The sequence below is a fragment of the Formosa sp. A9 genome, assembly GCF_051200825.1.
In the GTDB taxonomy this organism is placed as follows: domain Bacteria; phylum Bacteroidota; class Bacteroidia; order Flavobacteriales; family Flavobacteriaceae; genus Formosa.
The window spans coordinates 3,529,660-3,543,847 of the sequence record NZ_CP195158.1; the positions used below are offsets into that span (position 1 = coordinate 3,529,660).

The window sequence follows — 14,188 nt, forward strand, 5'->3', positions numbered from 1 at the left end:
AATTCATGAATTTAATTCCTGCAAAAGCGCCACAGTTTATTAAAGGCATATTCCATAATTACGTTTGGGATATGCCTTTACTATATAAAAAAACCATCTACTTAACCTTCGACGATGGCCCTAACCCCGATATTACACCTTGGGTGCTTCAAACCCTAAAACAGTATCAGGCCAAAGCCACATTTTTTTGCATAGGCGATAACGCCAAAAAATACCCTGACGTTTTACAACAAACCATTAGCGACGGGCATAGCATAGGCAACCACACCTTTAATCATTTAAAAGGATGGAAAACCGATACCCAAACATATATCGAAAATATTGAAATGGCCAATGTCATTTTAAACACCAAACTGTTTAGACCACCCTACGGAAGAATAACAAACAAGCAGGCCAAAATATTACAAAAACAAGGCTACACCATTGTTATGTGGAGTATAATCTCTTTTGATTGGGAAGCAGACTTAAAGGAAGAAGATTGTTTAAACAACGTAATAAACCACGCTAAAGACGGTAGTGTTATTGTATTTCACGATAGTTATAAAGCTGCAAAAAACATGCAGTATGCTTTACCCAAAGTATTAGATTTTTTTAGCAAGAAGGGATATCAATTTAAGGGGTTAACCGTTTAAATATATTTTTGCACAATGGCAATTAAGGTATTGGCATCCTGCTCGCCACTTTGGCGCCATTTCATCTCGCCCTGTTTGTAAATAATTAATGTAGGTAAACCTTTTACCCGTAGTGCTTCAGCAAGCTCTTTGTTTTTTTCAACATCAATTTTAATCACTTTAGCTTTGTCTCCCAAGGCTGCCGCTACATCTCTAAGTACAGGATGCATGGCTACAGATTGCTCGTTCCATTCTGTAAAGAAGTTTAACAATACGGGAATATTGACATCTATAAGTTCTCCAAATTTCGACATATCTTACAATTTAACGAGGCAATGCAACATAGTTATAAGCGTTTACGCGCATTCCTAAATATAAAAATACATAATTCTAAATTAAAAATAACACGATAAGAAAATTATGACATTTCAGCGCCTTTTTTAAGCTCTATAACGGTAATTTCTGGCCAGATACCCACACGCCCAGGATATCCCAAATATCCAAACCCGCGGTTCACGTTTATAAATTGCCCTTTTTCCTTATAAATTCCGGCCCAATATTTATAACGCCATTTTATAGGACTCCATTTTACCCAACCTGGAATTTCGATTCCAAACTGCATACCATGCGTGTGCCCACTTAAAGTTAAATGATAATGATAATCGTCGTCTATAACCTGATCTTCCCAATGCGATGGATCGTGACTCATTAATATTTTAAAATCGGTAGCTTCAATTTTAGAAACAGCCTTCTTTAAATCGCCTGCCTTCTTAAAATGACCTCGCCCCCAGTTTTCAACCCCAACTAATGCAATACGTTCTCCGTTTTTTTCTAAAAATCGATTATCATTTAAAATAAGATCGAAGCCCATCTTTTTTTGGATTGCTTTTAATGCTCCTAAATTTTGTTCCTTTTCGGCTTCGGAATCCCAACTTACATAATCGCCATAATCGTGATTACCTAAAACAGAAAACTTTCCATCTTTAGCTTTTAATGCGCCAAAGGTATCTTGCCAAGGCTCCATTTCCGAAGCTAAATTATTAACCATATCTCCGGTAAACAAAATAACATCGGACTCCTGTTCGTTAATTAAATTTATAGCGTACTCTATTTTCTGCTTATCATCAAAACTGCCGCTGTGTATGTCACTAATTTGCGTTAAGCGATAACCATCAAAAGCATCTGGTAAATCTTCAAAATGCAAAGTGTACTTTAACACCCTAAAATCGTACTTTCCTTTAAACATACCATAAAGTAGGCCTGCAAAAGGTACTGCCGCCAAACCAATGGCTATTTTACTAACAAATGCTCGACGACCAGGAAAATAGCCTGTATCTTTTTTATCTTTCTTTAAATATCTGTACACCCCTTTTGGCATGCGTAAAATATCTTCGAAACCCAACACAATTAACAATAGTAGTTTTGGCACAATAACGACCAACAAATACCCAAAAGCGTAACTTTTGGCATGAGTTAACACTTTTAATTGACTAGGGTTTAAAAGCATTTCGTAAATAAAATTACCCAAAACCAACGCACTTAACAACCAATACACCCAAAACACAAAACGTTGTTTTGTGAGTTGTTTAAACGCCTTAAATGCATACCAATCTAAAAATATATAAAAGGCAAAAAATATAATCCAACGTAGCATAATACTAATTTACTGGCTAAAAGTATAAATTAAGTTTTTAATCTATCCTAGTAAAATGTTAAAGCTAATCTCCCCTCTAGGACTTTTAGCTAAAACGCCCTGCAAATTCTTTTTTATTTTTACTTTAGCCACATAGCAAACACCTCTATTTACTATGACCAGAATTATTTTCCTTTTGAGCCACTTATTATGTTTTAGTGTTATCGCACAAGCGCAAACCACACCTTCCAAAACAGTATTAGAATATGTGAATCCGTTTATAGGCACAAGTAAAATGGGACATACATTTCCTGGGGCGATGGCGCCTTTTGGCATGGTACAATTGAGTCCGCAAACCAATTTTCAACCACTGTTTAAAAACGGCAAGTACAACCCCGAAACCTACGAATACTGTGCCGGCTACCAACATAAAGACACTACCATTATCGGGTTTTCGCACACAAATTTTAGTGGCACAGGCCATGCCGACTTAGGCGATATTTTAATGATGCCTACTGTAGGCGATCTTAACCTAAACCCTTTACCTACCGCAAATAACCCTACTGGATTTTATTCAACATTCACGCACGAAAAAGAATCCGCTTCGCCTGGCTACTACCAAGTAGATTTAGACACCTACGGAATTAAAGCAGAATTAACAGCTAGCGATCGTGTTGGTTTTCACCAATACACCTTTCCAGAGTCTAACAACTCACACATTATTTTAGACCTTGTTTACAATATTTATAATTACGACGCTAAGAATGTTTGGACATCTATTCGCGTAGAAAACGATTCTACCATTACGGGTTACAGACAGACCAATGGTTGGGCAAGAGACCGAAAAGTATTTTTTGCCATAACTTTTTCAAAACCTTTTAAAAGTTACGGTCATAAAAAATACGACCAAGTCGCCTATAATGGTTTTTACAGAAAATTTAATGAATTTGAAAATTTCCCAGAAATGGCTGGTCATAACCTGCGTGCTTATTTCAATTTCGACACTAAAGCTTCAGAAAAAATTCAAGTAAAATGCGCCTTATCCTCTGTAAGTACTGCTGGTGCCTTATTAAATCTGAAAACCGAAATTCCGCATTGGGATTTCCAAAAAACCAAAATCGAAACCCAAGAAAAATGGAAGAAAGAATTATCTAAAATTGAAGTTGAAACCATTTCTGAAGCAGATAAAACCACATTCTATACAGCACTTTACCACACCATGCTTAGCCCTATTATTTACGAAGATGTAAATGGACAGTATCGTGGGTTAGATCAAAATATTCACACGTCTAACGGCTTTACAAACTACACCATATTTTCGTTGTGGGATACTTACAGAGCGCTTCATCCTTTATTCAACCTGATGCAACCTAGCAGAAATAACGACATGATAAAATCGATGCTGGCCCATCACGACCAAAGCGTGCACCACATGCTTCCCATTTGGAGCCATTATGCCAACGAGAACTGGTGTATGATTGGCTACCACGCTACGTCTGTAATTGCAGATGCCATGGCAAAACATGTTGGCGATTTTGATACAAATCACGCTTTAACAGCTGCGATTAATACCGCAAACACCAATTATTTTGATGGACTTGGCGACTACAAAACCTACCATTACGTACCCGAAGACAAAAGCAGTGCTTCGGTATCTAAAACCCTAGAATACGCATATAACGACTGGTGTATCGCCCAAATGGCAAAGCAAATAAACGATACTAAAACAGAAGGTACATTTACGAATCGATCGAAAAATTACGAACACGTTTACGATGCGTCTATTGGTTTTATGCGCCCAAAATTATCTGACGGTACTTTTAAAACAGATTTTGACCCTTTAGACACCCACGGGCAAGGGTTTATTGAAGGCAATGCCTGGAATTACAGTTTATACGTACCGCACGCCATTGAACACATGATTGATTTACGTGGCGGAAAAGAAAAATTTACTCAACATCTAGATAGCCTTTTTACCATGACGCTAGACGATAAATACATCGAAAAAAATGAAGACATCACCAGAGATGGCATTATTGGTAATTATGTGCATGGTAACGAACCCTCGCACCATGTACCGTATTTATACAACTGGACCAATGCCCCCTATAAAACCCAAGAACGGGTACGCCACATTTTAAATACAATGTACGGCCCAACCGTTGAAGGTTTATGCGGTAATGATGATGCCGGGCAAATGAGTGCATGGTATATTTTTAGTAGCCTCGGATTTTACCCTGTGCTACCAGGCTCCCAAAATTATGCCATAGGAAGCCCTCTAGTTAAAGAAGCCACACTCCATTTCGAGAATAACAAAACGCTAAAAATTATAGTAAAACAACAAAGTAAAAAGCATATTTATATTTCTAAAGTTTCACTAAACGGGAAAGTTATTAAGGACTTTACATTATCGCACGACGATTTAATACAAGGAGGCGAACTTATTTTTGAAATGAGTAAACGCCCCAAAACACATTAAAAAATACAATTAAAACCACTTAATGGTAAAATCTATTAATTTTTGTTTGAAACTATTATACGGCGGAAACAACAACGAAATAGTACCATTGCCATATTGCTTTAACACCGAGCGCTGATTAGAAAACTCCTGAAACCCAAAAATACCATGCGATTTACCAATACCACTTGTATTGCTGCCTCCAAATGGTAAATTATGGTTACTGTACTGCAAAATATTAGAATTAATGCAGGTGCTACCAGCCCGGGTAGCACTTATAATCTGTTGTATTTGTTTTTTGTTTTTACTATAAATATATAGCGCTAAGGGCTTCGATTTACCATTAATATAATCTATTGCTTCTTCAATTTTACCGTACGATTTCACGGGAAGTATAGGTCCGAAAATTTCGTCTTGCAACAACAAGGCCTCATCTGGCAGTTTAGATACTATTGTGGGAGCAAAAAACCGTTCATCAGCATTAAAATCGCCACCACATTCTATGGTTGCTCCTAGCGTTTTCGCATCTTGAATATAGTGCGTAAGCCTGTTAACATGCTTATCGTTTACAATTCGGCAATAAGCTGAAGACCGCATGGCCTCTTCTCCATAAAATTCTTGTATAACAGATTTTAACTCGGTTATAAATTCAGTTTTTACACCTTCGTGAATCAATACATAATCTGGTGAAACACAAATTTGTCCGTTGTTCAAAAACTTACCCCACGCAATTCGTCTTGCTGCTTCTTTTAAATTCGCAGATTCGTCTATAACAGTTGGCGATTTGCCTCCCAACTCTAAAGTTACCGACGTTAAATGCCTAGACGCGGCTTGCATTACTATCTTTCCTACCTGTGGCGAACCTGTAAAAAATATATGATTAAAAGGAAGCTCTAACAACGCTTCGGACACCGCAACATCGCCCTGTATTAAAGCAATCTCATCTTTAGAAAACAACGCTTCAATAATTTTTGCCATAACTTTTGCAATGTTCGGAGTTAATTCCGAAGGCTTTAAAATTACTGTGTTCCCAGCCGCAATTGCCGATACTAAAGGACCAAAAGTTAAATTAAGCGGAAAATTCCAAGGCGAAATAATTAAACACACGCCTTTAGGCTCGTACATAAACCAGGAACGGGTACCCAGCAAAGCCATTGGAGTTTTCACTTTTTGCTTAGCCATCCAACGCTTCAAATTCGATTTCACATATTTTATTTCGCTAACAACAGGATAAATTTCTGTGAGGTCGGTTTCTATAAACGGCTTTTTAAAGTCGGCATACAAGGCATCTCTAATCGCCTGTTTATAATCTACTTCTATTGCTTGTTTTAAAGCTTCTAATTTGGCTATGCGCTGTTTATAGTTGGCCTTTGCAACTTGAAATTGATTTGCCTGTTGAGCATTAAATATATTCTGAAACGGATTACTCATAACCTAACTCCTATTCTGGCTCCGAAAGTCCTTCTAAACCATGTACAAATAAATCGGCCAAAAAGTGAGCCATAGTATCTTTAGACGTTTCGAAATACCCTTGATGCAAACAAATAAACAATTCTGAAGCCGACGAAATAGCTACCAAACTAAACATTTTATAAAATTCTGTACTTTTAAAAGTAATGTGTTCGAATTTCATAAGTGAGTCTTTTAAATTGTTTACCACATTTATAATACTGTCGCTTGTGTACGATAATTTACGAATTTGATTTTGATTGTGCATATGAAACAACACCATATCTTCTGTACTCACCAAATCGAAATAAGCCTTAAACGACACAAATAAAAACTGATACACATCGGTAACACCAGCTTGGGCGGCCTTAATATCTCTATCGATATCTTGATTTAAAGTTTCCAAAATATCGCAAAACACATCTGTACTCGTTTTGTAGTAATTGTAAAACGTACCGCGACCAATATTGCTCACTTCAACAATATCGCTAATCGATGTATTTTCTAATCCCTTTTCCGAAAATAACTTTAAAGAGGCTTTTAAAATACTAGCTCTGGTTTTTTTCTTTTTCTCTTCGCGAGTACGATTCATTTACACACTATTTTAAACGCTAAAAATACACATTACCCCCTAAAAATCTATTAAATAAACCCTAAAACTGCACGTACAAAAAACAATACATATGCAATGCTACACGAGCTCGCTTCTTTTTTTAATTCTGTTTAACAATCCTTTTTTGTAGTTTTGACATTCTATCAAATTCAAAACCATGTCAGAACAAAAACGTCTATTTTTAGTTGATGCTTACGCGTTAATTTTTCGAGGCTATTACGCCTTTATTAAAAACCCAAGAATCAATTCTAAAGGATTAGACACCTCGGCCATTTTAGGATTTACCAATTCGCTTTTAGATGTTATAAAACGTGAACGTCCAGACCACTTAGCCGTTTGTTTTGATAAAGGTGGTAGTGTAGAACGTACCGAAATGTTTGAAGCTTACAAAGCTAATCGCGACGAAACTCCCGAAGCTATTAAGATTGCAGTACCATACATTTGCAATATTTTAAAGGCCATGCACATTCCTATTATAGAAAAAGCGGGCTACGAAGCCGATGATATTATAGGCACACTTTCTGTACAAGCCGAAAAAGCAGGTTACAAAACCTTTATGGTAACGCCCGATAAAGATTTTGCCCAACTTGTTACCGATAATGTGTTTATGTACAGACCAAAATCGTTTGGTGGCGGCTACGAAACTTGGGGATTAGACGAAGTAAAAGCAAAATTTGAAGTAGAGCGCCCAGAGCAAGTCATAGACTTTTTGGGCATGATGGGCGACTCGGCCGATAATATTCCTGGACTGCCAGGTGTTGGTGAGAAAACAGCCAAAAAATTTATAAAAGAATTTGGTAGTATGGAAGGCCTGTTGGAAAACACCCATCAGCTAAAAGGCAAAATGAAGGAAAAGGTTGAAGCCAATAAAGAACTTGGTTTACTATCTAAAAAACTCGCCCGTATTATGCTGGATGTTCCAGTAGAATTTCACGAAGAAGATTTTGAAATGTCGCAACCCGACACCGAAGCGGTAAAAACCATTTTTCAGGAACTAGAATTTAGACGTTTAATAGACAATTTTATAAAAACTTTCGCTGTCGAAACCGAAACTGCTGCCCAAACAACGGGAGGAACAACAGCAACAAAACCCGAAACTACAGCTGGCGCAGGACAATTTTCGTTGTTTGATACTGGTACAACGACCACCAATACGGTTTCAACAGATTCGAATCAAAGAAAAACAGCCGAAAACGCGAGTCATTTTTACCAAAGTGTCAATTCGCCATTGGCCTTAAAATTATTTTTGAAATCGTTGATGCAGCAAACCAGCGTGTGTTTCGATACCGAAACTACAGGATTAAATCCGTTAACTGCCGAACTCGTTGGCATCGCCTTCTCTTGGGAAACCGGTAAGGGGTTTTACCTACCATTCCCCGAAGACAAATCGGAGGCACAAACTCTAATCGAACAATTACGTCCGTTTTTTGAAGCAGAACACATTCAGAAAATAGGTCAGAATTTAAAATACGATATTAAAGTCTTAAACAAATACAATATTACTGTAAAAGGCAAATTGTTCGACACCATGTTAGCGCACTATTTAATCAATCCCGATATGCGCCATAATATGGATGTTTTAGCCGAAACCTATTTAAACTACACCCCAATTTCTATTGAAACGTTAATTGGAAAAAAAGGGAAAAATCAGTTATCCATGCGTCAGGTTTCAATTGAAAAACAAACCGAATACGCTGTAGAAGATGCCGATATTACCTTGCAATTAAAAGAACATTTCGAAAACGAACTTGGTCAAGCCAACACGCAAAAACTATTCAACGATATTGAAGTTCCTTTATTACGTGTTTTAGCCGATATGGAATTGGAAGGCATCAATCTAGATGTATCATTTTTAAACGAACTATCTACAGCACTTAACAACGACATAGCTGCGCTTCAAGATAACATTTATACTGAAGCCGGAGAAGAATTCAATATTGCATCGCCAAAGCAATTAGGCGATATACTCTTTGGCAAAATGAAATTGGTAGACAAACCTAAAAAAACCAAATCTGGGCAATTTGCAACTTCCGAAGATATTTTATCGTACTTAGCCAAAGACCACGAAATTATTCAGCATATTTTAGATTTTCGTGGGCTTTCTAAACTAAAAAGCACCTATGTAGATGCATTACCTTTGCAAGTAGAGCCAAGTACAGGCCGGGTGCATACCGACTATATGCAAACCGTTGCCGCAACAGGGCGTTTAAGCAGTAATAACCCGAACTTGCAGAATATCCCTATCCGTACCGAACGTGGCCGGCAAGTGCGAAAAGCATTTATTCCTAAAAACGAAGAGTATACCCTTCTTGCTGCCGATTATTCGCAAATCGAACTGCGTATTATTGCCGCTCTTAGCGAAGAAGAAACCATGATTGAAGCTTTTAAAAATGGCGAAGACATTCACGCTTCTACAGCTGCAAAAGTTTTTAATGTGCCTATCTCCGAGGTTACTCGCGAGCAACGTAGTAACGCCAAAACTGTAAACTTCGGAATTATTTATGGTGTTTCGGCCTTTGGTTTAAGCAATCAAACCGATTTATCGCGAAGCGAAGCCAAAGATCTTATAGACACCTATTATAAAACCTATCCAAAACTCAGAAATTACATTAGCGAACAAGTTGATTTTGCGCGCGACAATGGCTATGTACAAACTGTTTTAGGACGCCGTCGTTATTTAAAAGATATTAACTCCCGTAACGCCGTAGTTAGAGGCGCTGCCGAACGTAATGCCGTAAACGCCCCAATACAAGGGAGTGCTGCCGATATTATTAAATTGGCCATGATTAAAATACACAGTAAACTGAATGAAGGCGCATTTAAAACCAAAATGCTATTACAAGTACACGACGAATTGGTTTTTGATGTTTATAAGCCTGAGTTAGAAACCATAAAAGCACTTGTAAAAACCGAAATGGAAAACGCCTACCAACTAAGCGTACCTCTAGACGTAGAATTAGACACTGGAAATAATTGGTTGGAAGCGCATTAACAAAACACCACCAAAACTATGAAAACAATTCGTTACGAAGTACAAATAAACGCCCCAGTAGCCCATGTATACAAAACCATGCTGGGACTAGACAATAAAAACACTTATAATGCATGGACAACTGCTTTTAACCCAACATCGACTTACGAAGGCAGTTGGCAAGAAGGCTCTAAAATTCTTTTTATTGGTACCGACGAAAATGGTAATAAAGGCGGTATGATTTCTAAAATTGTAAAACATCAACCTAATCAGTTTGTATCGATCGAGCATTATGGTGTTTTAGAAAACGATACCGAGATATTGGAAGGTCCTAAAGTAGAAGCTTGGGCTGGCGGACACGAAAACTACAGCTTCTCGGAACAAGATGGCATTACAACGGTAACTATTGAATTAGACGCCGTAGAAGATTATCTCGACTTTTTCAATACGACTTACCCAAAGGCATTAGAACTTTTAAAATCGATTTGCGCAACATAAAAAAAGCCACCTAATTTTAGGTGGCTTTGTTCATTTATGTGTTCAATATTAATTAAGTGCCTCAGACACTAAATAATAAAATGCTGGTCTGTTTTTATTTCTGATTCCAGACATTTTATCTACCACGCTAGTAATCGCAGCCATGGCCTTATCTTTATCGGTTACACCTAATTTTTTCTCTACAAAATTACGACGAACAGTTTCTAACTCCGATGGATCTAATCCAGAAACTAAAACCGCATCTTGGTTATCGACCATAGTTTTTAAACTATTTACATATCCATCTAATTTATCATGGTCTATATTACTTACACCACATTCTGCTAATTGCTTTTCGGCAGTTGCTTTTAATTGAGCTAATTTTGATTCTAGTTCACTCATGTTACTTCATTTAAAAATTATTAATTAATTCGATTTGATGTAGTAAGATAAAAAATAATATCGAACAATTAAGGCTTTAACGGAAATTTAATACAAATACCAAGCCACTTTCTCTAGCTAAAAGCCACTTGTAAAACACATATTATATTGTAAATTGCAAACAAATCAGATCTATTTAACTTAGTCGCTATGCGCTTTTTACCCCTTGTTTTTCTTGTATTATTGAACAACACTTTTATGTGTGCCCAACAAGCCAATTACAAGTTTAATATTTTTGGTAACCGCTCTATCCTTTTAGCAGGAAATGTTACAGGTAGTGTTACAGATTTAGGTTTAGCGTATTACAACCCTGCCAGACTTACCCAATTAGAAACTACTGGTTTTGCTATTAATGCCAAAGCCTACCAGTTTAGCTCTATTTCGTTAACCAATGTGTTTGGAGAATCTTCGAAAGTATCTAATAACGATTTTGATGGTGTGCCCAATATGGCAGGTGCTACATTCAATTTATTTGGCACTCGGTTTGCGTATACCTTTTTAACCAAATTAGATACCAATACCGACTTAAATTACACGACCAACACCATGAGCAATGCCCTGCAGGATGTTTTTCCTAACCACGAAAAATATTCTGGTGCTTACAATTTAAAATCGCAAGTTAAGGATGAATGGATGGGTTTAACCTGGGCAGAAAAAATAGGCGAGAAATTTAGTTTTGGAATCACAGCTTTTGGATCGGCTTATAGATACAGCGAGGGCAGTACCTTAAGCCATACTGTACTAGAAGCAGACAACACCACTGCTTTTTACCAAAAATTGGCAGGTTTTACACAACGATCGTACGGCCTCATTTTTAAAGTAGGCGCCAACTACAATATTAAAAAAGCCGATATTGGATTGAACATAAGCCTGCCTTATATAGAAATTTATAAAGAAGCCAGCTTTAACTATAAAAATTTAATTTCCGGTCTAGGTCCCGATTACGATGTTTTCTACGATTATCAATTAAAAGAATTAGACTCTAAACGCAAAGAACCACTATCTGTATCTCTGGGAGCAGGCATACCATACAAGCAGCATAAAATTCATATTAATATAGACTATGTTACTGGCATATCGACTTACCAACGTATAGACATTCCTAATTTAGATCTCGGCGAAACCGCTCCTACAGTAGTTCATTTTAACGAGGAACGTAAAGCTGTTGTCAATTTTGGGCTGGGTGCAGAAATTAATATTAAAGACAATTTACAATCGTTTATTGCTTTTTCTACAGATTTTAATGGTTTTACAACTAACGCTAATGTTTTCGATTTATCTAACCCTAACAACAAAGAGTTGAATCTTGGTGGTAATTTTATGCATTTAAGTTTCGGTACCGATTGGAAATTAAATTGGGCGAATGCCATATTTGGCGCTACTTACACAGGCGGTTCTGGCAGTGCTCCAAGTCCGTTTAACCCGGACGGCAATCCGTTAGACGTTACAACAACACCCGATACGCATGCAAAATATGCACGATGGCAATTTGTTGTTGGTATAGAGGTTCCTTTTATTAATCAAAAAATCAAATCGTTAATTAAATAAGTTGAATTCACAACAGGTATGTATCCCATTTATAAATCCGCTTCTAGCAAACCTAAAAGTAAATGGAGTATGCCAATGTAACGGAACAAAACACAGTAAAAATTAATTGACTGAAATACAGAGCATAAAATTTATCTCATACTATTTGGTAATAAAATAGATTATCGTAAATTTGCAAACTCTTTTTAAGAGAGGAATGTTTAATTAGAAAATTTAAAAAGTGTGGATACATTAAGCTACAAAACGATTTCGGCCAACAAAGCTACTGTAAACAAAGAGTGGGTTTTAGTTGATGCTGAAGGTCAAAGTTTAGGTCGTTTAGCTTCTAAAGTTGCAAAACTTTTAAGAGGTAAACACAAACCTAATTTCACACCACACGTTGATTGCGGAGACAATGTAATTGTTGTTAATGCCGAAAAAATCAACTTAACAGGAAACAAGTGGAACGATAAAACTTACATTCGTCACACAGGTTACCCAGGTGGTCAAAGAAGTTTATCTGCTACAGAAATGTTCGCTAAAGATCCAGCGAGATTAGTAGAGAAATCAGTAAAAGGAATGTTACCTAAAAACAAATTAGGTGCAGATTTATTCCGTAATCTAACCGTTGTTGTTGGTACAGAGCACGCTCACGAGGCTCAAAAACCAAAAGCAATTAACTTAAACGAATTCAATTAATGGAAGTAATTCACAAAATTGGCCGTAGAAAGACGGCTGTTGCTCGTGTGTATGTTGCCCAAGGAGAAGGCAAAATAACCGTGAACAAAAAAGACATGGCGGATTATTTTACTACTGCTACTTTGCAGTATAAAGTAAACCAACCTTTAACCATGACTAACAATGATGGCAACTTTGATATTACAGTAAATGTATATGGAGGTGGTATTACAGGACAAGCAGAAGCTGTACGTTTAGCAATCTCTCGCGCAATGTGCGAAGTAGATACAGAAAACAGAGGCATCTTAAAACCTGAAGGTTTATTAACAAGAGACCCAAGAATGGTAGAGCGTAAGAAATTCGGTCAGAAGAAAGCGCGTAAGAAATTCCAGTTCTCTAAACGTTAATATCAAACAAAATTTAATCCAGTTTTTGTTGTCCAAGATTTATTTAAATCTGGATTTAGTTTAGCATCTAAATGGTTAAGGCCTTTTGTTTTAAAGCCACTTAATCATTGCTAATTCAACAGAACGTAAACTATTACAAAATGGCAAAAGTAGAAGTAAAAGAATTACTTGAAGCAGGTGTACACTTTGGACACTTAACGCGTAAGTGGGATCCAAACATGGCGCCTTACGTATATATGGAGCGTAACGGCATCCATATCATCAACTTATATAAAACTGCAGCTAAAATAGACGAGGCTGGCGAAGCATTAAGCAAAATCGCTGCTTCTGGACGTAAAATCCTTTTTGTTGCAACCAAAAAACAAGCTAAAGACATCGTAGCTGAAAAAGCTGGGGCAATTAACATGCCTTACATTACAGAAAGATGGCCTGGTGGAATGTTAACTAACTTTGTAACTATTAGAAAAGCGGTTAAAAAAATGGCCTCTATCGATAGAATGAAGAAAGACGGAACATTCAACACTTTATCTAAAAAAGAACGTTTACAAGTAGATCGTTTAAGAGCTAAGCTAGAGAAAAACTTAGGTTCTATTAGCGACATGACTCGTTTACCAGGAGCTTTATTTGTTGTAGATATTAAGCGTGAGCACATCGCGATTAAAGAAGCACAAAAATTAAACATTCCTATCTTTGCAATGGTAGATACGAACTCAGACCCACGTCAAGTAGATTACGTAATCCCTGCAAACGATGATGCTTCTAAATCTATCGACAAAGTATTATCTCATGTAACTGGAGCTATAGCTGGTGGATTAGCAGAGCGTAAAGCCGATAAAGATTCAGCTAAAGCTGAAAAAACTTCTTCTAAGAAAAAAGCAACTGCTACAGAAGAAGAGGAATAAACTACATATAATCATTACATA

At 37.0% G+C, this 14,188-nt stretch carries 13 protein-coding genes; 8 read left to right on the forward strand and 5 right to left on the reverse strand.

What is annotated here, in order from left to right:
- Positions 1–5: 5 nt before the first annotated feature.
- Positions 6–632: a polysaccharide deacetylase family protein gene (locus tag ACR9EA_RS15500; protein WP_435135058.1), complete on the forward strand. Its 627-nt coding sequence runs from the start codon at positions 6–8 to the stop codon at positions 630–632.
- Here the strand turns inward: ACR9EA_RS15500 and ACR9EA_RS15505 are convergent.
- Both ACR9EA_RS15505 and ACR9EA_RS15510 read right to left on the reverse strand, forming a co-directional pair.
- Positions 629–925, reverse strand: a complete 297-nt coding sequence (locus tag ACR9EA_RS15505; RefSeq protein WP_435135061.1) for a thioredoxin family protein — start codon at positions 923–925, stop codon at positions 629–631. The two genes, ACR9EA_RS15500 and ACR9EA_RS15505, sit on opposite strands and share 4 nt — an antisense overlap.
- Positions 926–1,029: 104 nt before the next feature.
- On the reverse strand, positions 1,030–2,265 hold the full coding sequence (locus ACR9EA_RS15510) for a metallophosphoesterase (protein WP_435135063.1): 1,236 nt from the start codon (positions 2,263–2,265) through the stop codon (positions 1,030–1,032).
- Positions 2,266–2,419: 154 nt separating this feature from the next.
- Between ACR9EA_RS15510 and ACR9EA_RS15515 the strand changes: the two genes are divergently transcribed.
- A complete protein-coding gene (locus ACR9EA_RS15515; RefSeq protein WP_435135066.1) occupies positions 2,420–4,723 on the forward strand; it encodes a GH92 family glycosyl hydrolase in 2,304 nt (767 codons plus the stop codon).
- A 9-nt stretch (positions 4,724–4,732) separates the two neighbouring features.
- Here ACR9EA_RS15515 and ACR9EA_RS15520 read toward each other — a convergent pair whose 3' ends face one another.
- Positions 4,733–6,133, reverse strand: coding sequence for an aldehyde dehydrogenase family protein (locus ACR9EA_RS15520; RefSeq protein WP_435135069.1), 1,401 nt, complete (start codon positions 6,131–6,133; stop codon positions 4,733–4,735).
- 10 nt (positions 6,134–6,143) lie between these two features.
- Positions 6,144–6,743 carry a TetR/AcrR family transcriptional regulator gene (locus ACR9EA_RS15525; RefSeq protein ID WP_435135072.1) on the reverse strand — a complete coding sequence of 200 codons (600 nt, stop codon included), beginning with the start codon at positions 6,741–6,743 and terminating at the stop codon, positions 6,144–6,146.
- Positions 6,744–6,921: 178 nt separating this feature from the next.
- On the opposite strand from ACR9EA_RS15525, the gene polA reads away from it, so the two are divergent.
- Together polA and ACR9EA_RS15535 are read left to right on the forward strand one after the other, a co-directional pair.
- Positions 6,922–9,756, forward strand: a complete 2,835-nt coding sequence (polA, locus tag ACR9EA_RS15530) for a DNA polymerase I (protein ID WP_435135074.1) — start codon at positions 6,922–6,924, stop codon at positions 9,754–9,756.
- 18 nt (positions 9,757–9,774) lie between these two features.
- Complete coding sequence (locus tag ACR9EA_RS15535) at positions 9,775–10,233, forward strand: SRPBCC domain-containing protein (protein ID WP_435135077.1); 459 nt, start codon at positions 9,775–9,777, stop codon at positions 10,231–10,233.
- A gap of 48 nt (positions 10,234–10,281) precedes the next feature.
- On the opposite strand, the gene ACR9EA_RS15540 is transcribed toward ACR9EA_RS15535, so the two are convergent.
- Positions 10,282–10,614 carry a DUF2853 family protein gene (locus ACR9EA_RS15540; protein WP_435135080.1) on the reverse strand — a complete coding sequence of 111 codons (333 nt, stop codon included), beginning with the start codon at positions 10,612–10,614 and terminating at the stop codon, positions 10,282–10,284.
- A gap of 237 nt (positions 10,615–10,851) precedes the next feature.
- Here ACR9EA_RS15540 and ACR9EA_RS15545 point away from each other — a divergent pair, with 237 nt between their 5' ends.
- From ACR9EA_RS15545 to rpsB, 4 genes are all read left to right on the forward strand, one after another.
- Positions 10,852–12,201 (forward strand): hypothetical protein, encoded by a 1,350-nt coding sequence (locus tag ACR9EA_RS15545; protein WP_435135082.1) that lies wholly within the window; start codon positions 10,852–10,854, stop codon positions 12,199–12,201.
- A 222-nt stretch (positions 12,202–12,423) separates the two neighbouring features.
- Positions 12,424–12,879 (forward strand): 50S ribosomal protein L13, encoded by a 456-nt coding sequence (gene rplM, locus ACR9EA_RS15550; protein ID WP_435135085.1) that lies wholly within the window; start codon positions 12,424–12,426, stop codon positions 12,877–12,879.
- A complete protein-coding gene (gene rpsI, locus ACR9EA_RS15555) occupies positions 12,879–13,265 on the forward strand; it encodes a 30S ribosomal protein S9 (protein WP_435135088.1) in 387 nt (128 codons plus the stop codon). Before rplM ends, rpsI begins: the two co-directional genes overlap by 1 nt.
- A 140-nt stretch (positions 13,266–13,405) precedes the next feature.
- The gene (rpsB, locus tag ACR9EA_RS15560; RefSeq protein ID WP_435135090.1) at positions 13,406–14,167 is read left to right on the forward strand and encodes a 30S ribosomal protein S2; all 762 of its coding nucleotides are present in this window, start codon (positions 13,406–13,408) and stop codon (positions 14,165–14,167) included.
- Positions 14,168–14,188: the final 21 nt, after the last annotated feature.